The 26,802-nt window shown below is 75.8% G+C and carries 17 protein-coding genes and 1 pseudogene; 9 read left to right on the forward strand and 9 right to left on the reverse strand.

What is annotated here, in order from left to right:
- Nucleotides 1–7 precede the first annotated feature (7 nt).
- The 8 genes from ACGF5C_RS23800 to ACGF5C_RS23835 all read right to left on the reverse strand — a co-directional run bounded on the left by ACGF5C_RS23800 (nucleotide 8) and on the right by ACGF5C_RS23835 (nucleotide 16,524).
- Nucleotides 8–3,514, reverse strand: coding sequence for an amino acid adenylation domain-containing protein (locus ACGF5C_RS23800; protein ID WP_393304916.1), 3,507 nt, complete (start codon nucleotides 3,512–3,514; stop codon nucleotides 8–10).
- Nucleotides 3,511–5,820, reverse strand: coding sequence for a lantibiotic dehydratase (locus ACGF5C_RS23805; RefSeq protein WP_393304918.1), 2,310 nt, complete (start codon nucleotides 5,818–5,820; stop codon nucleotides 3,511–3,513). Before ACGF5C_RS23805 ends, ACGF5C_RS23800 begins: the two co-directional genes overlap by 4 nt.
- On the reverse strand, nucleotides 5,817–8,942 hold the full coding sequence (locus tag ACGF5C_RS23810; protein WP_393304920.1) for a thioesterase domain-containing protein: 3,126 nt from the start codon (nucleotides 8,940–8,942) through the stop codon (nucleotides 5,817–5,819). Before ACGF5C_RS23810 ends, ACGF5C_RS23805 begins: the two co-directional genes overlap by 4 nt.
- Nucleotides 8,939–12,409, reverse strand: a complete 3,471-nt coding sequence (locus ACGF5C_RS23815; RefSeq protein ID WP_393304922.1) for an AMP-binding protein — start codon at nucleotides 12,407–12,409, stop codon at nucleotides 8,939–8,941. Before ACGF5C_RS23815 ends, ACGF5C_RS23810 begins: the two co-directional genes overlap by 4 nt.
- A gap of 337 nt (nucleotides 12,410–12,746) precedes the next feature.
- On the reverse strand, nucleotides 12,747–13,151 hold the full coding sequence (locus tag ACGF5C_RS23820; protein ID WP_393304924.1) for a DUF2267 domain-containing protein: 405 nt from the start codon (nucleotides 13,149–13,151) through the stop codon (nucleotides 12,747–12,749).
- Nucleotides 13,152–13,238: 87 nt separating this feature from the next.
- Nucleotides 13,239–14,672, reverse strand: a complete 1,434-nt coding sequence (locus tag ACGF5C_RS23825; protein ID WP_393304926.1) for a hypothetical protein — start codon at nucleotides 14,670–14,672, stop codon at nucleotides 13,239–13,241.
- Nucleotides 14,669–15,487 (reverse strand): sugar phosphate isomerase/epimerase family protein, encoded by an 819-nt coding sequence (locus ACGF5C_RS23830; protein WP_357462128.1) that lies wholly within the window; start codon nucleotides 15,485–15,487, stop codon nucleotides 14,669–14,671. The genes ACGF5C_RS23825 and ACGF5C_RS23830 overlap by 4 nt, the downstream gene beginning before the upstream one ends.
- Nucleotides 15,484–16,524: a zinc-binding alcohol dehydrogenase gene (locus ACGF5C_RS23835; protein WP_393304928.1), complete on the reverse strand. Its 1,041-nt coding sequence runs from the start codon at nucleotides 16,522–16,524 to the stop codon at nucleotides 15,484–15,486. The genes ACGF5C_RS23830 and ACGF5C_RS23835 overlap by 4 nt, the downstream gene beginning before the upstream one ends.
- A 116-nt stretch (nucleotides 16,525–16,640) precedes the next feature.
- On the opposite strand from ACGF5C_RS23835, the gene ACGF5C_RS23840 reads away from it, so the two are divergent.
- The 5 genes from ACGF5C_RS23840 to ACGF5C_RS23860 all read left to right on the forward strand — a co-directional run bounded on the left by ACGF5C_RS23840 (nucleotide 16,641) and on the right by ACGF5C_RS23860 (nucleotide 21,447).
- Nucleotides 16,641–18,035, forward strand: coding sequence for an ABC transporter substrate-binding protein (locus tag ACGF5C_RS23840; protein ID WP_393304930.1), 1,395 nt, complete (start codon nucleotides 16,641–16,643; stop codon nucleotides 18,033–18,035).
- Entirely contained in the window at nucleotides 18,032–18,994 is a 963-nt protein-coding gene (locus ACGF5C_RS23845) for a carbohydrate ABC transporter permease (protein ID WP_393304932.1), read from the forward strand. The genes ACGF5C_RS23840 and ACGF5C_RS23845 overlap by 4 nt, the downstream gene beginning before the upstream one ends.
- A complete protein-coding gene (locus ACGF5C_RS23850) occupies nucleotides 18,994–19,860 on the forward strand; it encodes a carbohydrate ABC transporter permease (RefSeq protein WP_393304934.1) in 867 nt (288 codons plus the stop codon). The genes ACGF5C_RS23845 and ACGF5C_RS23850 overlap by 1 nt, the downstream gene beginning before the upstream one ends.
- Before the next feature lie 48 nt (nucleotides 19,861–19,908).
- A complete protein-coding gene (locus tag ACGF5C_RS23855; protein ID WP_393304936.1) occupies nucleotides 19,909–20,604 on the forward strand; it encodes a phosphoesterase PA-phosphatase in 696 nt (231 codons plus the stop codon).
- A gap of 237 nt (nucleotides 20,605–20,841) precedes the next feature.
- Nucleotides 20,842–21,447: a class I SAM-dependent methyltransferase gene (locus ACGF5C_RS23860; RefSeq protein ID WP_393304938.1), complete on the forward strand. Its 606-nt coding sequence runs from the start codon at nucleotides 20,842–20,844 to the stop codon at nucleotides 21,445–21,447.
- 73 nt (nucleotides 21,448–21,520) lie between these two features.
- On the opposite strand, the gene eccB is transcribed toward ACGF5C_RS23860, so the two are convergent.
- Nucleotides 21,521–22,909 (reverse strand): type VII secretion protein EccB, encoded by a 1,389-nt coding sequence (gene eccB / locus ACGF5C_RS23865; protein ID WP_393304940.1) that lies wholly within the window; start codon nucleotides 22,907–22,909, stop codon nucleotides 21,521–21,523.
- A 272-nt stretch (nucleotides 22,910–23,181) separates the two neighbouring features.
- Here eccB and ACGF5C_RS23870 point away from each other — a divergent pair, with 272 nt between their 5' ends.
- The 4 genes and pseudogenes from ACGF5C_RS23870 to ACGF5C_RS23885 form a co-directional block, all read left to right on the forward strand.
- Complete coding sequence (locus tag ACGF5C_RS23870; RefSeq protein ID WP_393304942.1) at nucleotides 23,182–23,451, forward strand: metal-sensitive transcriptional regulator; 270 nt, start codon at nucleotides 23,182–23,184, stop codon at nucleotides 23,449–23,451.
- A gap of 137 nt (nucleotides 23,452–23,588) precedes the next feature.
- Nucleotides 23,589–24,989 (forward strand): rhodanese-like domain-containing protein, encoded by a 1,401-nt coding sequence (locus ACGF5C_RS23875; RefSeq protein WP_393304944.1) that lies wholly within the window; start codon nucleotides 23,589–23,591, stop codon nucleotides 24,987–24,989.
- A gap of 175 nt (nucleotides 24,990–25,164) precedes the next feature.
- A complete protein-coding gene (locus ACGF5C_RS23880; protein WP_393304945.1) occupies nucleotides 25,165–25,770 on the forward strand; it encodes a rhodanese-like domain-containing protein in 606 nt (201 codons plus the stop codon).
- Nucleotides 25,767–26,675, forward strand: a pseudogene (locus tag ACGF5C_RS23885) (sulfite exporter TauE/SafE family protein); the annotation flags it as partial. The gene ACGF5C_RS23880 and the pseudogene ACGF5C_RS23885, both read left to right, overlap by 4 nt.
- Nucleotides 26,676–26,802 lie beyond the last annotated feature (127 nt).

Raw genomic sequence — 26,802 nt, forward strand, 5'->3', positions numbered from 1 at the left:
TCCTTCGTCACGCGGTGCCGCCGGGGCGGCGGGGTGGGTTGCGGCGGGTACGGCTGCGTCGGGCGGCGGCGCGCAGCGCGGCGCGGGCCAGCTCGGGCCGGTCGGCGGCGCCGTCGAGGCTGGCGGCGAACGCCCGGATGGTGGGGTGCCGGAAGAGGTCGAGCATCTTGATCGACCGGCCGGTGGCGGCGGTGAGCCGGGCGTGCACGGCGGCCAGCGCCAGGGAGTGCCCGCCGATGTCGAAGAAGTTGTCGGTGACGCCCACCTGGTCGCGTTCCAGCACCTCGCGCCAGATGCCGGCGACCAGCTCCTCCGTGTCGGTCAGCCCGTCCGGGCCGGCCGGCAGCACGGCGCGCGGGGCCTCGCCGGCGGCGACGGTCATGGCGCCGAGCTGCGGCGTGGCCACGGTCGGCCGGGGCAGCTCGGCGGCCACCCGGTCGGTCGGCGTGTCCGGGGCGGCGACCAGCGCGCCGACGAGGGCGACCAGGTCGGCCAGCAGGTCGTCGATCCGCCCGGCGTCGAACAGGTCGGGGTTGTAGACCACCTCGACGCCGCACCGGCCGGCCCGCTCCACCACGTAGACGGTGATGTCGAACGGTGAGCCGGGCTTGGGCACCGCGACCGGCTCGGCGTCCAGGCCGGTCAGCGCCAGCCGGGGCGGGGCGAAGTTGAGCACGTTGAACAGCACCTGCACCAGCGGCGCGCGGGACGTGTCCCGCCCGACGCCGAGCGCCTCCACGATCCGCTCCAGCGGGGCGCCCGGGTGGACGGTCGCGTCGTGCAGCTCGCCCGCGCACCGGTCGACCAGCTCGGCGAAGCTGGCCCCGCCGCCGCGCACCCGCACGGGCACGGTGTCGATGAAGAAGCCCACCACGTCGTCGAAGGCGGCCAGCCGGCGGTCGGCGACGATCGCGCCGACCACGTGGTCGTCGCGGCCGGTGAGCCGGCGCAGCAGCTCGCCGAAGCCGGCCAGCAGCACCGCCGCCACGGTGGTGCCGCGCCGCTCGGCCAGCTCCCGCACCCCGCGGTCGCACGCCTCGGGCAGCCGCACCGCCGCCTCGGCGCCGGCGTAGGTGGCCACCGCCGGCCGGGGCCGGTCGCGGGGCAGCTCCAGCACCGTCGGCACGTCGCGCAGGTGCGCCACCCACCAGTCCAGGTCGGCCGTGCCGCGACGCCGGTCCCGCTCCGCCCGCCAGACGGCGTAGTCGGCGTACGTGGCGGACAGCGCGGGCAGCGCCGGAGCGCCGCCCAGCAACGCCCGGTCGTACGCCGCCGCGAGGTCGTCGTAGAGCAGCTTCTCCGACCAGCCGTCGAACACCGCGTGGTGCAGGGTGATCGCCAGGACGTGCTCGTCCGGCCCGAGCCGGTAGACGGTCACCTGCCAGGGCGGCCCGGTGGCCAGGTCGAAGGAGTGCGCCGCCCCGGCGGCGAGCATCCCGGCCAGCTCGGCTTCGGCGTCGGCGCTGCCGCTCAGGTCTACCACCGGGACGGCCACGTCGGTCGGCTCCTCGCAGACCGCGTACGGCACGCCGGCGGTCTGCGGGATGCGCCAGCGCAGCACGTCGTGCCGCTCGACGACCGCCCGCAGCGCGGCGCCGAGGGCGACCGTGTCCAGCGGGCCGCGCAGCCGGTGCGCCACCGCGATGTTGTACGGGGCGCTGGACGGCGCGAGCTGGTCGACGAACCAGAGCCGGCGCTGCGGCGGGGAGAGGGTGGGCGGGTTGCCGGTGGTCAGCCCGTCGCCGTCGGCCGGGGCGGCGGCGGTGATCCGCTCCACCAGGCCGGTCAGGGTGCGGCCGGTGAACACGTCCCGGGTGTCGACGTGCCGGCCCAGCTCGGCCCGGAGCGCGGCGACCAGGCGCATCGCGGCGATGGAGTTGCCCCCGGCGGCGAGGAAGTCGGTCTCCGGGGTGGGCGCCGCGCCGAGCAGTCGGCCCCAGATCCGGGCCACCGCCGCCTCGACCGGCTCGTCGGCGTCAACCGGCCCGGCGGGAGCCGGGGCCGTGGCCGGGGCGGCCAGCGCCCGCAGCGCCGGCCGGTCCAGCTTGCCGGTGGTCGGGCTGACCGGCAGGTCGTCACGGCGCAGCACCCGGGCCGGCAGCATCGCGGCGGTCAGCCGGGGCAGGGCGTACGCCCGCAGCCGCTCGTCGTCCGGGGCGTCAGCCGGGGTGAGGAAGGCGACCAGCTCGGTGCCGGCCGGACCGGGGACCGCCTCCACGGCGACCTGCCGCACGCCGGGCAGGCCGGCCAGCACGGCCTCCACCTCGCCCAGCTCGATCCGCTGGCCCCGGATCTTCACCTGCCGGTCGAGCCGGCCCAGGTAGACGATCCGGCCGTCCGGGTCCTGCCGCACCAGGTCGCCGGTGCGGTAGAGCCGCTCCCCCTCACCGCCGAACGGGTCGGGGACGAAACGCTCGGCGGTCAGGCCGGGCCGGCCGAGGTAGCCGTCGGCCAGGCCCGGGCCGCCGATCAGCAGCTCGCCGGCCTCACCCGGGGGCACCGGGCGCAGCTCGGCGTCCACCACGTACGCGCGGTGGTTGGGCAGCGGACGGCCGATCGGCACCGGGTCGGTCTCGGCGGCGGTCAGCTCGCCGCTGACCGCGAGCACGGTGGTCTCGGTCGGGCCGTACCCGTTGAGGAAGAGCCGACCGGGGGCCCAGCGCGCGGCCAGCTCGGCCGGCACCGCCTCACCGCCGCAGAGCACCACCCGCCAGGCCGGCAGCTCGGCCGGGTCCAGCATGGACAGCACGGTCGGGGTGATGAAGCCCCAGTTCACCTCGTGCACGGCGATGAACCGAGCCAGCCGGACGGGGTCGGCCCGGTCGTCGGCGCCGAGGAGCTGGACGGCGCCGCCGAGCAGCAGCGGCACGAAGAGGTCCATGGTGGCCGCGTCGAAGCCGAGCGAGGCGATGCCGAGGCTGCGCACGCCCGCGTCCGCGCCGGTCATCGCGGCGCAGCCGGTGACGAACTCGACCACGTTGCGGTGGGTGGTGAGCACCCCCTTCGGCCGGCCGGTGGAACCCGAGGTGAACAACACGTACGCGGGGTCGCCGGGGCGGGCCGGGCACGGGGCCAGCGGCGCCGGCCCGGGCAGGCCGAGCGCCTCGACGCCCGGCACGTCGCCGAACTCGGCCACGGCGGCGTCGCCGACGACCACGGACACCCCCGCGTCGGCGGCGATCTCCCGCAGCCGCTGGCGGGGGCCGCCCGGTTCCAGCGGCACGTAACAGCCGCCGGCCAGCAGCACCCCGAGCACGGTCGCGACGAGGTCGGGGTTGCGGGCCCCACAGACGCCGACCCGGGTCTGCCGGCCGACGCCGCGCCCGCGCAGCGCGGCGGCCACCCCGGCAGCCCGGCCGAGCAGCTCGGCGTAGGTGAGCCGGGTGTCCCACTGGCGCACCGCGACCGCGTCCGGGGTCCGGGCGGCCTGCGCGGCGATCAGCTCGGCCAGCGTCGCGTCCGGCCACGGCAGGGTCTCCCCGTGGACGGCGCTGATGGACAGGATGTCGGTCACCCGTTCTCTCCCCGGTAGCTCACTGGATCGGTGATCTGCAACCGCAGCTCGCTGACGTAGCCACGCCCCTGCGCGTCGGTCACCCAGGCGTCCGCCGGGTCCGGCAGCAGCTCGCTGACCGTCACGGTGACGTCGGGGCCACTCTTCGCGGCGGCGTCGACCATGGCGCAGAGAGACTGGGCGTGCAGCGGGGCGGTGAGGTCGACGTAGCAGGGCTTGATCTCGGTGCCCACCTTGACGAAGACCCGCTCGGGCAGCCCGAGAAGGGCCCGCCAGCGGCGGACCGCCAGGAACCGCTCGGCCTCGCCGGTGACGCCGGCCAGGCCGGTCTCCGCCACCGTCGTCCGCCAGGTCTGCCGCGCCACCACCAGCCGGTCGATGGTGACGCGGGGGGTGTGCGGGGCCGGCGCGAGGAGCTTGAAGCTGTCGAGCAGCAGCGCGCCGAGCAGGTTGGCGAAGATCTCCATCAGCGGCCAGCGGGTGCCGTCCGGCAGCACCGCGAGCCACTCGTCGCCGTCGTTCTCCACCCGCGCCTCGGTGGCACGGACCAGCCGGTCGGTGTCGGCGCCCCGGGCCGTGTCGATGCCGAACTGGCGGTCCAGGGGGCCGTTGAGGGCGTACGTGATGCGGGTGGTCATCCGCGGGAAGCTCTCCGGGTAGAGCACCCGCGCGCGGGCCCGCCCGAGCTCGGCGTCCAGCGCGGCCCGCAGGGCCGGCTGGTCGGGGTGGAACGGGGTCAGCACGGCGCTGTCGAACGGGACGTAGGCCGGGTGCAGTTCGCCGAGGACGAGCAGGAAGTCCCCCCGGTTGAGCGCGTCCAGCCCGGCGGCACTGATCTGCACGTCCGGGCTGTGGATGCGGGCGGACGGCCAGCCGGGGCGGTCGGCGGCGAACAGGGCGCGGGCCCGCCCGGCCAGGTCGGCGCTGCGCAGCCGCAGCTCGGTCTGCCCCGGGACCACCGCGTCCAGGCCGATCAGCTCCGCCCAGCGGGCGGTCAGCCCGGCGCCGGCCCGGGCGATCGGGCCGTCCGGGGCGAGCAGCAGCCCCTGGGCCAGCGCCCAGACGTCGGCCAGCCGCGCCGGCCCGTCGCCGCGCAGCTCGGCGTGCAGCTCGGCGAAGATCCGCTCGCCGGCGGCGCCCACCTCGGCGGTCAGCCAGCGGGCGGCCGTCAGCACGATCGCCAGCGGCTCGGCCAGGGCGTCCAGCACCCGGGAGCCGACCGTGAAGTCCAGGTCGCGGGCGGTCTCCTCGTAGAGCACCGTGCGGCCGGCGTACATCTGCCCGGCCTGGCGGGTGGCGGGCCGGCCGGTGACTTCGGTGAACTCGGCGTTCAGCGCGGCGAGCGCGGCGCCGAGCCGTTCGGGGTCCCCGGCCGCCGCGGCCACCGCGTCGCGCGCCGCACGCAGCCGGTCGAACGCGACCGCCACCTCGGCGCGGACCTGCGCGTCACCGATCGCGTCGATCCGCTCCGTCAGCACGCGCTCCGCCTGCGGGCTGACCGGCAGGCCGGCGTCCCAGGTCAGCAGGTCCCGCTCGACCAGCCGGTCGAGCAGCAGATATCCGTCGTCGGCGCTGCGCAGACCGGTCTCCCCACCGGCCAGCAGCCGCTCGACCAGGGTGACCGCCGGGGTGCGCCCGTCGCAGGCGGCGAGCAGCCGGGCCTCCACGGCGGTCAGCTCCGTCGGCGGGAGCAGCGGCCGGGTGACCTGCCGGTCGGACAGGCTCAGGTGCGGCGGCAGCGTCGGCGCCCACCAGCGCCGCACCGCCAGGTCGTCGGCGAGCCGGTCGGCGTACGCGATCAGCGCCCACGCCTCGAAGTGGACCTCGCGCCGGGACACCAGCGCCGGCCCCGGCCACAGCCGCGTGGTCGGCTCGTCCGGGTCGAGCCGACCCCAGCAGACCGGGCCGAAGAAGCCGATCGTCTCCGCCTTGCCGCAGTAGCGCTGCCAGTAGCGCAGCAGGCTCAGCTCGCGCTTGCGGCGGCGGACGTTGCGGACGGCCGGGTCGGTGCGCAGCAGGCCGTCCAGCGCGATGAGCATCTCCGCGTTCTGCCAGGTGACCGCCTCGCGCAGCAGCGGGTCGGCGGCGATCTCGTTGGCCACCGCGGAGCCGTCCAGCAGCGCCGTGGCGAACGCCTTCTCGAATGGCTCCGCCTCACCCTCGCCGCGGAGCAGGGCGTCGGCGGCGGCCGCCGCCTCGGGCGCGGCGAAGGCCGCCAGCCCGGCCGCCGGGAAGCCGGCGGTACGCAGGACGACGTCGCGCCACACCGACCAGCCGGTGTCGCCGAGCGGGATCTTGTGGCTCATCGGCCGCCCTCCCGCTCGTCGGCGTCCACGATGTGCAGCCGCAGCTCGCTGAAGTAGCGCCGGCCGGCCGCGTCGGGCACCCAGGCGTCCGCCGCCGTGGGCAGCATCTCGCTGACCGCCAGCGAGGCGTCGTCGCCGCCGTCGGTGCGGGCGGCCCGCACCATGGCGCAGAACATGTTGGCGAACGCCGGACTGCTGAGATCCACGAAGCAGGGCTTGGTCTCGGTGCCGAGCTTGATGTAGACCTGCTCGGGCAGCCCGAGGCGGCGGCGCCAGTCCCGGACCGCGAGGAACCGTTCCCGCTCGCCGGTGACCGTGGCGAGCCCGCTCTCGCCGACCGTCGTCCGCCAGGTCTGCCGCGCCACCACCAGCTCGCCGACCGTGATCCGGGGCGTGTACGGCGCGGGGCTGACCAGCTTGAACCCGTCGACGGCGTGCGCGCTGAGCAGCGGGGAGAACAGCTCGGGCAGCGTCCAGCGCTGCCCGTCCCGGCCGGTGGCGACCAGCCGGCCGCCGGACTCGGCGACGGTCAGGTCGACCGTGGGCAGCACCCGGTCGGGGTCGGCGCCGGGTGCGGGCGCGAAGGCCAACTGCCGGTCCGTCGGCCCGGTGAGCGCCTCGGCGACCCGGCTGGTGCGCCGGGGCCAGTCGGTCGGGACGAGCAGCCGGATCCGCCGCTCGCCGAGGTCCTCGGTCAGCGCGTCGCGCAGCCGGCCCACGTCCGGGTGCGACGGCGTGAAGACCTGGCAGTCGAAGGACGCCCAGGCGGCGTGCAGCTCGCCGAGGACCACGGTGTAGTCGCCGCGCGCCAGCGCCTCCGCGTCGGCGGCGCAGATCTGCAGGTCGGGGCTGTGCAGCCGGGCGTTGGGCCAGGCCGGCCGCTCGGCCGGGAAGGCCTCCGCGACCCGGGTGGCCAGGTCGGCCACCGGCAGCCGGACCTCCGTCGTCCCGGCCGGCAGCGCGGCCAGGCCGAACAGTCCGGCCCAGCGGTCGGCGAACTCGGCGGCGACCGCGTCGACCGGCCGGGCGCCGTCGCCCCAGAACATGCCCTGCGCCAGGAACCAGAGGTCGGCCAGGGACACCGGGCCGCCGCCCGCCTCGGCGCGCAGCTCGTCGTACAGCTCGCGGAACGCCGCGTCGTACGCCCGCTCCAGCGCGTCGACCAGCCAGCGGGCCGCCTGGAGCAGCACCGCGAGCGGGGCGGCGATCCGGTCGAGTAGCGGCTTGCCGAAGACCACGTCGAGGTCCCGGCTGGTGTCCTCGTAGCAGAGGGTGCGGCCGGCGTACATCTGGCCGGCGCGGCGGCGCGGGGGCTGCCCGGTCAGCTCGGTGAAGGTCGCGTCGAGCGCGTCCAGGGCTGCGCCGAGCCGCTCCGGGTCGCCGGCGGCGGCGGCCACGGCGTCCCGGGCGGCGCACAGCCGGTCGAAGCCGGCGCGGGCGTCCTGCCGCGCGGGCTCGTCGCCGATCTCCTCGATCCGCCGCCGCAGCGCGTCCTCCGCGTCGGGGCTCACCGGCAGCCCCGCGTCCCAGGTGATCAGCTCGCGCTCGACCAGCCGGTCCAGCAGCGCGTAGCCGTCCTCCGCCCGGCGCAGCCCGATCGCCGGGTCGGCGACCAGCTCGCGGGCCGGGCGCCGGCCGTCGGCGGCGGCCAGCAGCGCCGCCTCCACGGGGCTGAGCGACACCGGCGGCCGGCCGGGCCGGTGGACGGTGCGGTCGGCGAGGCTCAACTGCGGGCAGAGCATCGGCGCCCACCAGGCGCGCACCGCCACGTCCTGGCCGATCCGGTCGGCGTAGGCGCTGAGCGCCCAGGACTCGAACCACACCCAGCGGCGTCGGGTCAGGCCCGGGCCGGGGCGCACGTCGGCGGTCTCCGGGCGCGCCGGGTCGAGGGTGACCCAGCAGCTCGGGCCGAAGAAGCCGACCGTCTCGTTCTTGCCGCAGTACCGCTGCCAGTACTTCAGCAGGGCACGTTCCCGGTCCCGCCGCCGCACGTTGCGCGCCGGGTCGGGGCCGCCCCGCGCCAGGCCGTCCAGCGCGACCACGGCGCCCCGGTTCTGCCAGGTGACCGCCTCCCGCAGCAGCGGATCGGCGGCCAGCTCGGTGATCCGGCGCCCGGTCGCCGTCAGCGCCTCGGCGAACTCCTTGTCGTACCGCTCCGCACCGTCGCCGGTGGCGAGCAGCTCGTCGGCGGCCGCCGCGGCCTGCGGCGCGGACAGCATGGTCAGACCGTCGGCGGGAAAGCCGGTGGTGCGCAGGATGGCGTCCCGCCACACCGACCAGCCGGTGTCGCCGAGCGGCACCCGGTGCCCGCCCGCCCCCGCGCCGGCCGGGGCCGCGCCGGTCCCGACCGTCGCCACCGGCGGGACGGCAGCCGCCGGCTCCGGGTCGGCCGCCACGGCCCCGTCGAGGTCGGCGCGGATCGCGGCGAGCAGGTCGGGGAGCCGGTCGTTGAGGAAGAAGTGCCCACCCTCGATCTCGTACAGGGTGAAGCCGGCGGCGGTGTGCTCCCGCCACGCGTCGCTGTGCTCCCGGCGGACGGCGCGGTCGTGCCGGCCGCTGAACGCCACGATCGGCACCGGCAGCGGCTCGCCCGGGATGTAGCGGTAGCTGTCGACCCGGCCGAAGTCGGCGCGCAACAGCGGCAGCAGCAGCTCGACCAGCTCGGGGTGCGCCAGCAGCTCGGCCGGCAGCCCGCCGCCGGCACCCAGGCGGCGCAGCAGCTCGTCGTCGTCCACCCCGGACAGCCCGTCGAAGAGGCTCGGCGCGGTGACGTGCGGGGCGCGGGCGCCGCCGACGTAGAGCCGCAGCGGCAGCGGACGACCGGCGCGGCGAAGCTCGCGGACCACCTCGAAGCCGACCCGGCCGCCCATCGAGTGGCCGTAGATCGCGTACGGGCCACGGACCCGGTCGGCGATGGCGGACGCGACGTCCACCACCCGGAACTCCGGGTCCTCGCTGATCCGGTTCTCCCGCCCGGGCAGCTGCACCGGCAGCACCTCGACGTCCGGCCCGATCTCCTCCTGCCACCGGCGGAAGACGCTCGCGCCGCCACCGGCGTAGGGCAGGCAGAACAGTTGCACCGGCGCCGGTTCACGGCGGCCGGCGGAGACGAACCAGTTCACCGCGCACCTTTCTGAGGGGGGTCGATCCAGTACCGCTGGCGTTGGAACGGATAGGTGGGCAGCCCGGCGCGCCGGACCGAGCCCTCGGGGTGCAGCGCCGCCCAGTCCACGTCCCGGCCGGCGACCCAGGCCGCCGCCAGCTCGCGCAGCTCGCCGGGCTCGCCGGCCAGCCGGGCGTCGGTGGCGAGCAGCTCGTCCAGCGCGGCGACGGCGCCGGCGGCGTCGCCCGCCACCACGGCCGCCCGGCAGCCGAAGGCGCGCCGGCCCAGGGCGAGGGTGGCGGCCACGTCGGCGAGCGCCGGGGCGGCCCCGGCGAGGTGCTGCCGCAGCCGGGTCAGCGCCGCCCGCAGCGCCGCCGGGGTCCGCGCCGACACCGGCAGCAGGTACGCGGGCGCCTCCGCGCCGTCGACCGGCTCGGCCGGGGGCGGCTGCTCGACCACCACGTGCGCGTTCGTGCCGCCCAACCCGAACGAGCTGACCCCGGCGACGCGACGGGTCACCTCGGGCCAGTCCCGCGCCTTGGTCGGCACGTAGAACGGACCGCCGGCCAGGTCGATCTCCGGGTGCGGGCGGGTGAAGTGCAGGTTCGGCGGGATGACGCCGTGCTGCACGGCGAGTACGGCCTTGATCAGCCCGGCGATGCCGGCGCCCGCGTCGAGGTGGCCGATGTTGGTCTTCACCGAGCCGAGCGCGCACGTCTCGGCGGGCCCGGTGCCGGCGTACACCTCATGCAGCGCGGCGACCTCGATGGCGTCGCCGAACGGCGTGCCGCTGCCGTGGGCCTCGATGAAGCGGACCTCACCGGGAGCGACCTCCGCCGCGGCGAGCGCGCCGGCGACGGCGGCGGCCTGCCCGGCGGGCCCGGGGACGGCGAACCCGGCGCGGTCGGCGCCGTCGTTGGTGACGGCCCAGCCGGGCAGGATCGCGTAGATCCGGTCGCCGTCGGCCTGGGCGTCGGCGAGCCGGCGCAGGGCGACCACACCGGCGCCGGAGCCGAAGCCGGCGCCGGCGGCGGCCTCGTCGAAGGCGCGGCAGCGGCCGTCGGGGGAGGCCAGACCGCCGGGGGTGTGCCGGTAGCGGGGCCAGGTGACGTTCACCCCGCCGGCCAGGGCGATGTCGCACTGGTAGTCGGCGAGGCTCTGCGCGGCGAGGCAGACCGCGACCAGCGAGCTGGAGCAGGCGCTCTGCACGGCGACCGCCGGCCCGGTCAGGCCCAGCCGGTAGGCCACCTGCCCGGGCAGGTGGTCGGTGAACTGTCGGCCGACGAGCCGGGCCTCCCAGTCGTCGGGGTCGACGTCGCCGACCACGGCCGGGTTGTCCATGAGGTGGAACAGGAAGTACCGGTTGGCGGAGGTGGCGGCGTAGACGCCGACCAGCCCGGGGAACCGGGCCGGGTCGTGCCCGGCGTCCTCCAGGGCCTCCCAGGCCGTCTCGAGGAAGAGCCGGTGCTGCGGGTCGGTGCGGGCCGCCTCGTCGGCGCCGAAGGAGAAGAACTCGGCGTCGAAGTCGGCCACCCCGTCCAGCCGGCCGGCCGCCTTGACGTGCCGGGGGTCGGCGCGCAGGCCGGGGCCGATGCCGAGGGCGGCCAACTCCTCGTCGCTGTGGTCGTGGATGGAGTCCACGCCGGCGCAGAGGTTCCACCAGAAGGTGCCGACGTCGGGCGCGCCCGGGAACCGGCCGGCGAGGCCGACCACGGCGATCTCGTCGCCCGTGTACTCCCGGGCGGCGGTCGCCGGGGCGACCGGGGCGGGCACGGCCGGCGCGCGGACCGGCTCCGGCGGGGTGTCGACCAGCCGGGCCTGGGCGGCCACGGTCGGGTGCTCGAAGAGCCGCAGCATCGGCAGCCGCACCCCGAACCGCTCGGCGAGCCGCTGCTGCACCCGACCGAGCAGCAGCGACTGGCCGCCGACTTCGAAGAAGCTGTCGGAGCGGCCGACGGCTGGGCGGCCGAGCACCTCGCACCAGATGTCGTGCACGATCCGCTCGGTGGGTGTGGCCGGCGCCTCCCCGGCGGGCACGTCCCGGGCCGGGTCGGGCAGCGCCCGCTCGTCGATCTTGCCGGTGACGGTGAGCGGGAACTCGTCGACCACCACCACCGCGCGCGGCAGCGCGTACTCCGGCAGCCGTCGGGCGAGGGCGTCGCGCAGGGCCACCGGGTCCAGCGCGGCACCGCCCGGCCGGGCGTACGCGAGCAGCTCGCCGTCGCGCGCGATGGCGCGGACCGCGGCGACGCCCGGCTGGTCGGCGAGCACGGCCTCGATCTCGGTCAGCTCGACGCGGAACCCGCGCACCTTCACCTGCCGGTCGAGCCGGCCGAGGCAAACGAGGTCGCCGCCGGACAGCCGCGCGCCGAGGTCCCCCGTCCGGTACGTCGGCACGCCGTCGGGGTCGACGGCGAACCGGTCGCTGTCCTGGCCGAGGTAGCCGGGGGCGAGGTGCCGGCTGCGCACCACGATCTCGTCGCCCTCGCCGAGGCGCAGCTCGTACCCGGGCAGCGCCGTGCCGATCGGCAGCGGCCCGGTGGCGGCGGGGTCGGCGTCGGCGAGCGGCAGCGCGTACCGGGCGGCGAAGGTCATCTCCGTGGCGCCGTAGCCGTTGACCAGCACGCAGTCGGGGGCGAAGCGGTCCCGCCCGCGGGCCGCGTCGGCGTGGGTGGCCTGCTCGCCGCCGAGTAGCACGGCCCGCACCCGGTCGAGGCGGGGGCCGGGGGTGTCGAGCAGGAAGCGGTAGACGGTCGGGGTGGAGTGGTAGACGGTGACCCCGTGCCGGGCGAGCTGCTCGACGGCGTGGGCGAGGCCGTGCCGGCGCAGCTCCACCGGAACGACGGCGGCCCCGGCGAGCAGCGCCGGGTAGAGGTCGGGGATCGCCGCGTCGAAGCTGAACGAGGCGAGCAGGCTGAGCCGGTCCTCCGGGCCGATGTGGAGGGCCGCGATCTGGTTGTCCACCACGTGCAGCAGGTTGCGGTGGGTCTGGCCGACCGCCTTCGGCACGCCGGTGGAACCGGAGGTGAACAGCACGTACGCCAGCGCGTCCGGGTCGACGGGCACGGGCCGCAGCGGCGCGGCCGAAAGGTCGTCGACGGTCAGCACCTGGACGGCCGGCCGGTCGGCGGTGAGCCGGCGGGCCAGCCCGGCGTGCTCGACTCCACACAGGACGGTGTCGACCTCCGCGGCGGCGAGCATGTGCCGCAGCCGCTGCTCCGGGAAGCCCGGATCCAGCGGCACGTACGCGCACCCGGCGGCGAGCGTGCCGAGGATGGCGGTGATGGTCGCGGGCCCGTGCCCGGTGAGCAGGGCGACCCGGTCGCCCGGCCGGCACCCGGCCGCGGCGAGGGCGGCGGCGTGCCCGCCGGCGGCGCCGGCGAGCGCGGCATAGCTGAGCGGGGCGGCCTCGCCGAGGACGGCCGGCTGATCGGGCTGGCGGGCGGCGACAGCACCGAAACGATTGACTACCGTCGGTTCTGCCATGTCAGCGCGCGGTGGCGGACCCGCTCATGGACAGCGCGCAGCGTTCGACAAACGCAACCATCGATCCCCCCCAGGACTTCACAATGGAAGCAGCATAAGGCTCGATGCCTGGCGGGAAAGATCATCGTTTAGAGTCCAGCCGAACAGTCGACGGACACCTCACGCAACGGATGGGGAAAACCGTCCGATCATCCCTCTAGCGCATAGAGGAGTTTCCGTCTACTTGCGAGCCGGCCGGTGATTCTTCGGCCAAACGGCACGTGAACCTTCAGTCTTCCTGCGATCCGGGTCGATGTCCACAGACGACTTTGTGAACGGCGGATGACAGGCTGGGTCGTCAGCTGTCATATGGCGGGCGGGGGATCGGCTGGCTCGTGCCGTCGAAGTCCCCGGGCAGCCGGGCGACCATGTCGCGGAACTCGTCGACGGTGACCGCCTCCCGCAGGGTGGCGAAGACGGCGCCGGTGCCGACCCGGGCGGTGGCCTCGTCCACCCCGGCCCGCTCCCCCACGCGGCGCAGGAACTCCGCCGGTCCGAGGGGGGCCGGCCGGCCGTCGGCGGGGTCGGGCACGGCCAGGTAGCCGTCCAACTCGTCGGGGAGGTGCCCGGCCAGGTCGCCCGACCGGCCGCCGGTCATCCGCTCCACCATCGTCTGCAGCACGGCGCGGGCGATCGCGGCGGACTGCGCGGTCGACAGCCCCGCCCGGCGGGACACCGCGTCGACGAATAGGGGAAACCGCACGGCGCCCTCCTGTCGTCACCGGCCCCGCGCATACCCGCGCCCGCCGCCGGCAAACGGCGCCCCCGCCCACCGGGTCGGGCGGTGGACTCAGCCGGCGGGGTCGTCGGCGAGGACGTCGAGCAGCAGCGCGGCGGTCCAGCCGAAGGCGGGCGAGCCGAGCCCGGCGCCGGTGTCCGGGTGGAAGTACTCGTGGCAGCCGGAGCGAGCCGCCAACTCGATCATCGAGTCGCGCAGGCCGGCCGCCAGGTCGGGACGGCCGTGGGTGAGCAGCCCCCGGCGCACCAGCCAGTTGACGTTCATCCAGCTCGGCCCGCGCCAGTAGCGCAGCGGCTCGAAGTCCGGCGCCGTGCGGTCGTGGCTGGGCAGCGGCCGGTCCATCCGGGCGGCCAACCCGAACCGCGGCGAGCACGCCTCGGCGACCAGCGCCGTGGCCTGCCGGGCGGGCAGGTCGGGCAGGATCAGCGGGACGAGGCCGAGCACCGTCCGGGCCGGCACGAGGCGGTCGGCGCGCAGGTCCCGGGGCTGGAATGTACCGGTCGTGGGGTCGTACAGCCGGCGCACCAGGGCCTCGGTGATCCGGGCGGCGCGCTCCCGGTGCGGGCCGGGGTCGGCCCCGACCACCGGCGCGATCCGGGCGAGCGCGTGCTCGGCGGCGCCCATCGCCGCGTTGAACAGCGGACACTCCACGAGGAACGGATGGTGGGCCGCCAGTTCCGCGTCGCGGTAGCGGTGCTGCCGGTAGGACGCCACGATCGCGACGTAGCGCGCGTAGTCGAGGTCGGTGGGGCGGTGCGCCGCGTCGGCGTGCGCGGTGTCGTGCCGGCGGTACGCGCGCATGACGGCGGCGTCGGCGGGAACCGCCGCCATCGGCGCGTCCCAGGCGGGGCTGTTGTCCAGCCCGGACTCCCACGGGTGGACGATGCAGGCCAGCCCGCCCCCGCCGACGTCCCGGCGGGTGGCCAGGTAGCGCTGCTGCGCCACCAGCCCGGGATAGAGCCGGCGCAGCGCGGCCCGCCCGTCCGTCGAGGGGCACCGGCGGTACGCCAGCCACGCGGCGGGCGCGTGCACCGGCGGCTGGACCAGCCCGGACGTGGCGACGGCCGGGGCGCCCTCGGCGAGGGCCGAGTCCCAGAACTCCGGCCCCGGAAAGTACGAGCCGACCCGCAGCGCCGGGTTGAACACGATGTGCGGCACCCGCCCGTCAGCCCACTGGGCCCGGAACAGGCTCGCCAGCTCCCGCCAGGCGCGGTCGGAACGGACGTGGGCCCAGCCGAGCGCGATGAACGCCGAGTCCCAGCTCCACTGGTGCGGGTAGAGGGTGCGCGAGGGCACGGTGTGGTCGTGCTCCCAGTTGCCGTCGAGGGTGGCGACGGCGAGCTGGCGCAGCGCCCCGCCGTCCCGGGCCCCGCCGTCCCGGGCCCCGCCGTCCCGGGCCCCGCCGTCCCGGGCCCCGCCGTCCCGGGCGCGGCAGTCGGCGGCCGTCCCGGTGTCCGGGCCGCCGTCCGCGGTGTCGGTGCTCATGCCGCCGCCTGCCGGGGCTGCGCATGTCGGAGCACGGCGGCGGCCTGGTGCAGGGCCCGGACCGGATCACCCCGCAGCCGGCACTCCAGCGCCAGCCAGCCCCGGTAGTCGATCTCCAGCAGGGTGCGCACCAGGGCCGGCCAGTCGAGGTGGCCGGCGCCCGGCTGGTAGCGGTTGGAGTCGCTGACCTGCACGTGCCCGAGATAGGGCGCGGCGGCGCGCAGCGCCCGGTGCACGTCGTCCTCCTCGATGTTCATGTGGAAGGTGTCCGCCACCACGCGCACCGAGGGCAGCCCGACGGCCGCGCAGAGGGCCACCGCGTCGTCGAGCCGGTTGACCATGTGGTCCTCGTACCGGTTCAGCGGTTCCAGGAAGAGGGTGACCCCCTCGGCGCGGGCGTGCTCGCCCAACTCGCCGAGGGCGTCGAGGAGCACCTGCCGGTCACCGGCGGGCGAGCGGGGCGGCTCGAACGGCGGCAGCCGCCGGGAGAACATCCCCCACGCCGCCGGGGTCATCGCGCCGACGCCGCCGAGCTCGGCGATCACCGAGAGCTGCGAGCGCAGGTTGCGCACCGCGTCGCGGGACCGCTCGGGGTCGAAGTCGCCGATGAAGTGGTCCATCTCGACGCAGACGGTGGGCATGACCACCCCGGCCGCCCGGGCGCGACGCAGCTCGGGCAGCCGGCGGGCAAGGCCGAGGTCGCCCCGGCCGCGCAGCTCGATCGCGTCGTAGCCGAGCGCGGTGGCGAGCGCGTACTTCTGGATCAGGTCGGTGCCCGGCAGGAGCTGCTCCTGACAGGCCAGTGGGATCGTCAAGGGAACCTCAGCACCACTTGGAGGGCGTCACCGTCACCGCGGTCGAGCAGCGCCAGCGCGTCGGCCACCGCGCTGGCGTCCACGACGTGGCTCACCAGCGGCAGCGGGTCGACGCTGCCCTCGGCCACCAGGTCCATGAAGGTGTGTGCGACACGGGCTCCGGTCCACCGGCCGGCCATGGCGGGCGCCGGGGTCGGCCCGGAGACCTGGGCCGCCACCAGCTGGATCCGGTTGTGGTGGAACTCCTCACCCAGGCCGAGCCCGTCGGCCTGCCCCTGGTAGAAGCCGGCGGCCACGACGCGGCCGGCGTGGGTGGTGGAGCGGATCGCCTCGTGCAGCGCCGGGTAGGCCCCGGACAGCTCCAGGCAGACGTCCGCGCCCCGGCCGCCGGTGGCCCGACGCAGCACGGCCGCGGCCGACTCGGCGCCCGCGTCGACCGCGATGCGCGCGCCGAGGCGGGTGGCGTGGGCCAGCCGGGCGGGCACCCGGTCGACGGCGACCACCCGGGCGCCGGAGAGGGCGGCGAGGCGGGTGGCGAGCAGCCCGATGACGCCCTGCCCGAAGATGCCGACCCAGTCGCCGAGGTGCAGGTCGCCGGCGAGCACGGCGGTGAGGGCGATCGCCCCGGGGCGGGCGAAGACGGCCGCAAGCGGATCCAGCCCGGCGGGCAGCGGATGCACCGCCTCGGCGGCCACGACCGCCTCGGCGCGATGCCCCCAGATGCCCCACACCGCCTCCCCCGCCCGCCGGTCGGCCACGTCGGGCGCGACCTCGACGACCTCGCCGACCTCCTCGTAGCCGAAGCCCACCAGCGGGTACGGCACGGAGGTCTGCCGGGGCACGAACATCCGGCTGACGTCGTCCCAGTCCTTGCTCAGCCGGGGGTTGCTGCCCCGGTAGAGGGTGAGCTCGGTGCCGGCCGAGATGCCGGAGTAGCAGGTGCGAACGCGGACCTGACCGGGCCCGAGCGGATCCGGGGGGCAGGGCTCGAGGCTGATCCGTCGAGGCCCGGCCAGAGAGACAACCCAGTTGACCATGAGTCACATCCCGGTAGCACTGGGTTCCATCGTAGGCACAAAATCGGTATATGTCTTGTAATTGATCAATCGAAGGCGTTGAATCCCTTGTATACCCTTCGAGAGGAGTGCCATCGATGTCAGCACCTCCGATGCGGATACTCGCCGCCACCCTGATCATGGCAGTCACCGGGGCCGGCCTGCTGGCCTGCGGCGACGAGGAAACCGACAGCGACAGCAAGAAGATCACCGTGTGGAGCCTGGAGGACGTGGCCGACCGGGTCACCGCCACCAAGGCGATCATCGCGGACTTCACCGCCCGGACCGGGATCACGGTCGACCTGGTCACCGTTAACGAGGACCAGTTCCCCTCGCTGATCGCCTCCAGCGCCGCCGCCGGCGAGTTGCCCGACGTGGTCGGCTCGGTGTCGCTGGCCGGGGTACGCACCCTCGCCGGCAACGAACTGCTGCACCCCTCGGCGAACGCGGAGGTCGTCGAGGCGCTCGGCCGGCAGACGTTCTCGCCGCGCGCGCTCGAGCTGACCGCCGACGACGGCAAACAGCTCTCCGTGCCCAGCGACGGCTGGGGTCAGCTGCTCGTCTACCGCAAGGACCTGTTCGACGCCGCCGGGCTGCCCGCCCCCGACACGTACGAGAGGATCGCCGCCGCCGCCACGAAGCTGAACACCGGCGGCGTCGCCGGCATCACCGCCGCCACCGCCCCCGGCGACGTGTTCACCCAGCAGACCTTCGAGCACCTGGCGTTGGCCAACAACTGCCAGCTCACCGACGACTCCGGGGCCGTAAGACTGGACTCCCCCGAGTGCGTCGAGGCGTTCCGGTTCTACGGCGACCTCATGCGCACCAGCTCCGTGAAGGGCGCGCAGGACGTGGACACCACGCGGGCCACCTACTTCGCCGGCAAGGCGGCCATGCTCATCTGGTCGCCGTTCATCCTCGACGAGCTGGCCGGGCTGCGCAACGACGCCAGGCCGACCTGCCCACAGTGCCAGGCCGACCCGACGTACCTGGCGAAGAACAGCGGCTTCGTCACCGCGATCAAGGGCCCGAACGGCGCCGCGCCGGCCCAGTACGGCGAGATCAGCTCGTGGGCCGTGCTCGACGGCGCCGCCGGCGACTCGGCGAAGTCCTTCGTGGAGCACATGCTCGGCGACGCCTACCCACGCTGGTTCGGCATGTCCCCCGAGGGGCGCTTCCCCGTCCGCAAGGGCACCGCGGCCGAGCCGGAGAAGTTCCTCACCGCCTGGAACGCCAGCCAGGCCGGGGTGGACGCCAAGAAGCCGCTCGCCGACGTGTACGGCGAGGAGGTGCTCGCCGGCCTGCGGCGCAGCCCGGACACCTTCCAGCGCTGGGGCCTCACCCAGGGCCAGGGCAAGCTGGTCGGCGCGATCCTCGGCGAGCTGCCCGTGCCCAAGGCGCTGAACGACGTGGTCGCCGGCAAGACCGACGCCGCCGCGGCCGCCGGCCGGGCGAAGAAGGACGTGGAGGCGATCAAGGCGGGCGTCAATTGACCACCGCCGCGCCGGGCACCGGCCGCTCCCCCACCCGGGATCGGCCGGCCCCGGCCCCCCGCCGGCGACCGCTGACCCTGCGCCGCCGGGAGGCCCGCGCCGGGCTGGCGCTGGTCGCCCCGACCCTGCTCGTCGTCGTCGCGGTCATCGGCGTCCCCATCGTCTGGACCGTCGTGCTGGCCTTCCAGCGGGTACGCCTCGCCACGCTGCGCCGCACCGGGCTCTTCGGCGAGTTCACGATGGACAACGTCGAGCGGGTCCTGAACACCCCGGGCTTCGCCGACACCCTCTGGACCACGCTGGTCTACAGCGTGGCCAGCACCGCCGGCTCGATCCTGCTCGGCCTGGTGGCGGCGCTCGTCGTACGCCGGCCGTTCCGGGGCCGCACGCTCGTGCGCGCGTCGATGCTGCTGCCGTACGTGGCGCCGGTGGTCGCGGTCACCTTCGTCTGGCAGGTGATGCTCGACCCCCAGCTCGGCGTCGTCAACGACTGGGGTCGGCGCTTCCTCGGCTGGGACACCCCGGTGCCGTTCCTGTCCCAGGAGTCGACGGCCCTGGCCACGGTCATCGCGTTCGAGGCGTGGCGCTACTTCCCGTTCGCGTTCCTGTTCCTGCTCGCCCGGCTCCAGGCGGTGCCCGGCGAGCTGGAGGAGGCCGCCCGGGTGGACGGGGCCACCCCCACCCAGCGGTTCCGGCACATCCTGCTGCCGCAACTGCTGCCGGTGATCGGCCTGCTGGGCGTGCTGCGGTTCATCATGACGTTCAACAAGTTCGACGACGTCTATCTGCTCACCGGCGGGGCGGCCGGCACCGAGGTGGTCAGCGTCCGGGTCTACGAGTTCCTGACCGCGCGGACGGACATCGGCGCGGCGGCGGCGCAGGCGGTCGTGCTCGCGGTGGTGCTGATCGTGTTCGTGCTGGTGTACCTGCGCTTCTTCGGTGGACGGAGGGTCGACTGATGGACCGGGACCGGATCGAGACGGTGGGCCTGCGCTGGCTGCGCCGGCTGGTGGTCGCCACGTTCCTGCTGGTCACCGTCTTCCCCTTCTACTACATGCTGGTGCTCTCGGTGCGCCCCATCGAGCGGCTGCTGCTCGACCCCGGCTCGCTGGTGGTGGGCCTCGGCGAACTGACCTTCGACACGTACGCCGAGGTGGTCAGGGCCGCCGACGACGGCGGCCAGGGCTTCCTCACCTTCATGCGCAACAGCGGCCTGGTCGCCGTCGCGGCGACCCTGCTCACGCTGGCCGTGGCGATCCCCGGCGCGTACGCCGTCGCCCGGCTGCGGTTCTTCGGCCGGCGGCAGGTCGACTTCCTCTTCCTGGCGGTCTACCTCTTCCCGTCGATCGTCATCGCGATCCCGCTCTTCGTGGTCTTCACCCGGGCCGGGCTGCGCGGCTCGCTGCTGGGCCTGGTGCTGGTCTACATCTCGCAAACCCTGCCGGTCTCGGTCTACATGCTGCGCAACTACTTCGAGACCATCCCCGTCAGCCTGGAGGAGTCCGCGGCCATCGACGGCGCGGGGCGGCTCGGCATCATCCGTCGGGTCAGCCTCCCACTGGCGGCGCCGTCCATCATGGCGGTCGCCCTGTACGACTTCATGATCGCCTGGAACGAGTTCCTCTTCGCCCTGCTCTTCCTGGTCGACAAGCCGAACCGGTGGACGGTGTCGCTGGGGCTGGCGCAGCTGGCGGACGGGGTCGAGGTGCCGAAGACGGTACTGATGGCCGGTTCGGTGATCCTCACCCTGCCCATCGTGATCCTCTTCTTCGCCAGCGAACGGCTGCTCACGGAGGGGCTCACCAGCGGCGCCGAGAAGGGCTGAGGCGGGGCGGGGTTGCCGCGCGGCGGCCGCCGGCCAAGGATGTCCCGGGTGGAAGCCTCCCCCGACACCGACACCGGCGTCCCGCCCGCTGCGGCCCCGCCCGGCGTCGGCCTGACCGGCGCGGCGCCGGACGGCGCGGCGCCGGACGGCGTCGATCCGGTTGACCGGAGCCCCGGCCGCCGGGCGGCCCGGCTGGTCACGGAGGTCCTCGCGCCCAGCGTGCTGGTCACCGTCATGCCGCTGGTGGTGGCGGCCCGCGCCACCGGCAGCCTCGGCGGCGTGCTGCGCTGGGGCGGCGCCGCCCTGGTCTTCTGCGCGGTGATCCCGGTCGGCGTGGTGCTGTACGGCGTACGCCGGGGCTGGCTGACCGACCGGCACATCGGCGACCACACGCAGCGGCTGCGCCCCCTGGCCCTCGGGCTGGCCTCCGTCGCGGTCGGCATCGCGCTGCTGGCCGCCCTCGACGCGCCCCGGCTGCTGGTCGCGCTGATGGTCGCCACCCTCGTCAACGGGGCAGTCGTCACGGCGGTCAACCGCTGGTGGAAGCTCAGCGTGCACGCCGCCACCGCCGCCGGTTCGGTGGCCGTCCTCGTCCTGGTCCTCGGTCCCGCGCTGCACGCGCTCTGGTCGCTGGTCGTCGCGGTGGCCTGGTCGCGGGTGCGCCTGCGCGACCACACGGTGCCCAGGTGGTCGCCGGGACGGCCGCCGGCGCCCCGCTCACCGCCGCGACATTCCTCGCGCTGACCTGACCCGCGCCGGCCGGCGCCACGGGCCGGGCGTGGCGGCGCGCGCCGTAAAGCGGTCGCCCGGCCGCCCGCTCGGCGGATGCTGGACCCGCCGGCCCCGGACCCCTGCGCGGCGCACCCGCCCTCCGGCACCTGCCGCGCGGTGCACCCGCCCTCCGGCACCCGTGAGCGTGATCCCGTCGGCGCAGGTGTGCCCGCCGCCGGAGGGCCGGCCGGATCCGGCTACGGTGGCGGCATGGGAAAGCCGACCCGTTGGGTGACCGAGACCGGTCCGGAGCACTCGCAGTGGTACATCGACCGGTTCCGCCGGCTGGCCGCCGAGGGGGCGGACCTGGCCGGCGAGGCCCGGCTGGTTGACGCCCTGGTCGCGCCGGGATCCCGGATCCTCGACGCCGGCTCCGGCACCGGCCGGGTGGGCGCGGCGCTGGCCGCCCGGGGGCACGCGGTCGTCGGCGTGGACGCCGACCCGGCGCTGGTGGAGGCCGCCAGCGCCGACCACCCGGGCCCGCGCTGGCTGGTGGCCGACCTGGCCGAGCTGGACCTGGCGGCGGCCGGGGAGCCGGAGCCGTTCGACGCGGTGGTCGTCGCCGGCAACGTGCTGGCCTTCGTGGCCCCCGGCACCGAGCGGGACGTGCTCCGCCGGATCGCCGCCCACCTGCGGCCCGACGGCGTGGTGGCGGTGGGCTTCGGCACCGACCGGGGCTATCCGCTCACCGACTTCGACGCCGACGCCGTCGCCGCCGGGCTGCGGCTGGAGCACCGCTTCGCCACCTGGGACCTGCGCCCCTGGCGCGACGACGCCGACTTCGCCGTCACCGTGCTGCGCCGCCCCGCCGCCTGAGCCCGACCCGCCGCCTGGGCCGTCGCGTCGCCGGAGCCGCCCCGCCGCCTGAGCCGGGGCTTCGCCGGCCGGGTCAGGTGGGGGTGGCGACGACCCGCGCGGCGGCGGGGTCGAGCGTGGCGCCGGCGGGCACCAGGCTGACCAGGCCCGCCGGCAGCCGCAGCGGCCGGACGTCGCGGTAGCCGAGCATCCCGCGCACCTCGCCGCCGGCGAGCACGTACCGCCGTCCCACGTCGGTCACCACGGAGACCGCGCCGCCGGGCGCGCCCGGCGCCGCGACCGATTCGACCACCGCGCCCCGGCCCGGCTCCACCACGACGTGGTCCGCGCGCACCCCGCCGCCCGACGGAGGCGGGGTGCGCGGCGCGGCGGCGAGGTCGGGCAGCCCCACGCCGAGCCTGACCTCGGTCGCGCCGCCGTCGTCACCGACCCGGACGCAGAGCGCGGACCCGTCGGGCGCGGCCAGGCGGGGCGGCACGGTCGGCGGAGCGGTCGGGCCGGTCGGCGCGAGGTCGGGCAGCTTCGGCAGCGCGGCGAAACGTCCGAGGGTGATCGGCTCCGGTTCGCCCTGCCCGGTGCGGGCGAGCAGCAGGCCGGCCTGCAACTCGGTGATGCCCGCCAGGCCGTCCCGCAACGCGACGGCGTACTGCCGGCCCCCGCCGGAGTTGCGTACCAGGTAGACGTCGCCGATCCGCGCCCCGGACACCCGCGCCGAGCGTTCCCCCTCGGCGGGCAGGGCCAGCGGGGCCAGGTCGGCGCCCGCGGGCAGGCTGTTGAGCAGCGCCGGGGCCGCCGGGACCGCCCGGGCCCGGGTGGCCGCCAGGGCGGCCAACACCCGGTTGGGGTCGCGCAGCAGGTAGCGACGCTGATGCCAGACCAGGTGCAGCGCGCCGTCGGGGTGGCGCAGCAGCAGCGCGTCCTCGCCGAGCGCCCGGCCACCGTCGCCGGCCACGCCGATCAGCAGCGCCGACCGCGGCGTCGCCCGGTTGTCCTCGGCGGCCGCCACGGAGCAGACCGTCCACGGCGCGGTCGACAATCGTCCGGGCGCGGGCAGCGAGTCGGGGGCGTCGGCGATGCCCAGCGGCAACCCGCGCGGCACCCCGTCGATGGCGCGGCGGGAGACGAGCACGGTCTTCGGCCGGTCCGCACCGATGATCAGCAGGGCCGACGCGTAGTTGAGCACCGGGTGCAACTTCTGCTCCCGGTAGACGAAGCGGGCCCCGGACTCCTTCTCGACGATCACCGCGCCCGGATCGCGCCAGCTGCTGCCCCCACCGGCGAAGAGGCCGTAGAGGGCGAAACCGCCCAGGCCGATGGCCGCGACCAGGACGCTGGCCAGGGCCGCGCCGGCCAGCCGCCGGAACGGCGACTGCGCCGGGTCGGTCTCCCGCATCACCAGGGCGGCGACCGCCCGCTGGACGGTGAACTGGTACGAGTGCAGCTGGTCCTGCCGCGACGGCATGGGATCCCTTCCGGTGGTGCGGTCGGGCCACAGGATATGCGTTCCGTCGATGTCCCGAGGACCCTGCGTCGCGGCGGCACGGCCCCCGCCTTCGCCGGCGTCTCCCCGGGTGGGCGCTCCGGCGGATCAGGCCAGGCCAGGCCAGGCCAGGCCAGGCCAGGCCAGGCCAGGCCAGGGGAGCATGCCGTGGCCTGGCACCTGTCGTACCCCCGGGGGTAGCATGGCGTCGTCGGGTACCCCCAGGGGTATAGTCGGTGACGAGGAGGTGCGGGGTGAGGCTTCGACCCGAGATGACGAGCGACGCGCTGACCCGCCTGAAGCGGGCCCGGGGGCAGCTCAACGCGGTCATCGAGATGATGGAGACCGGCCAGGACTGCCGCGACGTGCTGACCCAGCTCGCCGCGGTGTCGAAGGCGATCGACCGGGCCGGTTTCAAGATCATTGCATCCGGGATGCGGCACTGCAACGCCGCCCGCGAGCGCGGCGAGGCGCCGGAGATGACCGAGGAGGAGCTGGAGAAGCTCTTCCTCTCGCTGGCCTGAGCAACTCGGCACGAAGCACGGCCACCCACGTCGCGTGACAGCGACGTGGGTGGGTAAGCAGTAGGCACACGTCGACAACCGCGGACGTGTGCCCGTCGGATACCCCCCGGTGTATAGATCCCACAAGGAGCACGGCAATGGCAGTTGAGGTGTCCGTCATCGCGACGTCCTCGCTCGGCGACCGCAGTTACCTGGCCTCCGACGGCGCGGTGGCGATCGTCGTCGATCCCCAGCGCGACATCGACCGGGTCATGTACCTCGCGGGCGCCAAGGGTGTGCGCATCACCCACGTGGTGGAGACCCACATCCACAACGACTACGTCTCCGGCGGCCTGGAACTGGCCCGGCTGACCGGCGCCGACTACCTGGTCGCCGCGGACGACGAGGTCAGGTTCGACCGGACCCCGGTCGCCGACGGTGACACCGTGCCCGTCTCCGGCGCGATGCGGCTTCGGGTGGTGGCGACGCCGGGGCACACCTTCCACCACCTGTCGTACGCGCTCGACGAGGCCGACGACGGCGGCTGGCGGCCGGCCGGGGTGTTCACCGGCGGCTCGCTGCTCTTCGGCACCACCGGCCGCACCGACCTGCTCGGCGCGCAGCACGCCCACGAACTCGCCCACCACCAGCACGCGTCGGCGAAACGGTTGGCCGACCTGCTGCCCGACGGGGCCGAGGTGTGGCCGACCCACGGATTCGGCAGCTTCTGCTCGGCCAGCCAGGCCGACGCGCCGGAGTCGACGATCGGCCGGGAGAAGCGGGCCAACCCCGTGCTGCGACTGGCCGCCGACGAGTTCGTCACCGAGACCCTGGCCGGCCTGGACGCCTACCCGGCGTACTACGCCCACATGGGCGTGGCGAACCTCGCCGGCCCGGCGCCCGTGGACCTCACCCCGGTCGCCCGGGCCGACGCCGCCGCGCTGCGCGAGCGGATCGCCGACGGCCAGTGGGTCGTCGACCTGCGGCACCGCAAGGCGTACGCCGCCTCGCACCTGGCCGGCACCGTCAGTCTCGGGCTGGACGGCCCGATGTCGACCTGGCTCGGCTGGCTCGTCGACTGGGGCACACCGATCACCCTGCTCGCCGAGACGCCGGGGCAGGTCGCCGACGCCCAGCGCGAACTGGTCCGCATCGGCATCGACCGGCCGGCCGCCCAGGCCACCGGGACGGCCGAGCAGTGGGCCGCCGACCCGGGGCAACTGCGGGACCTGCGGGCCGCCGACTTCCCCGCGCTGGCCGCCGCCCGCGCCGGCAACACCCCGGCCGGGCTGCCCGCCCCGGACGTCGTGCTCGACGTCCGGATGACCAACGAGTGGCGCGCCGGCCACGTCGAGGGCGCCGTGCACATCCCCCTGCCCGACCTGCCGGCGCGGCTCGCCGAGGTGCCCCCGGGCGTGGTCTGGGTGCACTGCGGCTCCGGATACCGGGCCACCGCCGCCGCGTCGCTGCTGGCGAACGCGGGCCGCGAGGTCGTGGTGCTCGACGACGCGTTCGCCCGGGCCGAGGCCGCCGGCGTCGCCATGGTCGGCGGCGCCTGACCTGAACCTGGCCACCGGCCGCCGCGAACGGCGGTGGCCGGCCAGCCCCTGCGCCGGTCGGCCGCCGCAGACCGGCTTCGGCCGGCCGACCCCTGCCCGAGTCGGCCGCCGCGAACCCGCGGCGGCCGGCCGATCCCTGCCCAGATTCCGCACGACACATCCCGAATGAGGAAGAATGAGCACTTCGGAGAACGCCCGTCCCGCCGTCCTCGACGCCGCCACCCTGCGCGAGCTGATCGGCTCCGGCCGCGCGCCCCGCCTGCTGGACGTGCGCACCCCGGCGGAGTTCGAGACCGCACACATCCCCGGCGCCTACAACGTCCCGCTCGACATGCTCAAGGAGCACCGCGAGGAGCTGCGTAACCACCTCGACGAGGACGTGGTGCTGATCTGCCGCTCCGGCGCCCGCGCCACCCAGGCCGAGCAGGCCCTGACCGGGGCCGGACTGCCGAACCTCAAGGTCCTGGGCGGCGGCATGCTCGCCTGGCAGGCCGCGAACGCGCCAATCAAGCAGGGCGCCCCGCGCTGGGACCTGGAGCGACAGGTGCGGCTCGTCGCCGGGTCGATCGTCCTGGTCAGCATCCTGGGCTCGGTGTTCCTGCCCGGCCTGAAGTGGGTCGCCGGCTTCATCGGCGCCGGCCTCACCTTCGCCGCCGTCACCAACACCTGCGCCATGGGCATGCTGCTCGGCAAGCTGCCCTACAACCGGGGCGCCAGCTGCGACCTGGACACCGTCGTCGGCCAGCTGCGTGAGGGGTCGACAACCGGGCGGCGGTCGTGACCGGCGGCCTCGCGCTGACCGTCGGGCTGGCCGTCCTCATCGGGGTCAGCCTCGGCCTGCTCGGCGGCGGCGGCTCCATCCTCGCCGTACCGCTGCTGGTCTACGTCGCCGACCTGCCGCCGAAGGAGGCGATCGCCACCTCGCTGCTGGTCGTCGGGGTGACCAGCGCCGTGGCCGTGCTGCCCCACGCCCGCGCGGGCCGCGTCCGGTGGCGGACCGGCCTGGTCTTCGGGGCCGCGGGCATGGCCGGCGCGTACGCCGGAGGCCGCCTCGCCGCGTTCGTCCCGGCCGCGGTCCTGCTCGCCGGCTTCGCCCTGATGATGCTCGCCACCGCGACGGCCATGATCCGCGGCCGGCGCGACCGCGGCGGCGGCCGGCCCGTGCCGCACGAGCTGCCGGTGCTGCGGGTGGTGCTCGACGGCGTCGTGGTCGGCCTGGTCACCGGCCTGGTCGGCGCCGGCGGCGGCTTCCTGGTCGTCCCCGCCCTCGCCCTACTCGGCGGCCTGCCGATGCCGGTCGCGGTCGGCACCTCGCTCGTGGTCATCGCGATGAAGTCCCTCGCCGGCCTGGCCGGCTACCTGTCCACCGTCGACGTCGACTGGGGCCTGGCCGCCGCGGTCACCGCCGCCGCCGTGGCCGGCAGCCTCGCCGGCGGCCGGCTCGCCGGGCACGTCCCGGAGGTCGTGCTGCGCAAGGCGTTCGGGTGGTTCGTGGCGGCGATGGGCGTCTTCGTCCTCGGCCAGCAACTCCCCGGGCAGGTGCGGACCAGCCCGCTGCTCTGGATCGTGGCGGGAGCGGTGGCCGCCGCCGCGGTCGGCGTGCTGCTGCACAACCGCCGGCGCCGCGCCCGACCCGACCGACCCGGCGGACCCGACCGGCCCGGCGGACCCGACCGGCCCGGCGGACCCGACCGACCCGGCGGACCCGACCGACCCGGCGGACCCGACCGGCCCGGCGGACCCGACCGGCCCGGCGGACCCGACCGGCCCGGCGGACCCGACCGGCCCGGCGGACCCGACCGGCCCGGCGGAC

The sequence above is a fragment of the Micromonospora sp. NPDC047620 genome (assembly GCF_043205005.1).
Classification (GTDB): domain Bacteria; phylum Actinomycetota; class Actinomycetes; order Mycobacteriales; family Micromonosporaceae; genus Micromonospora.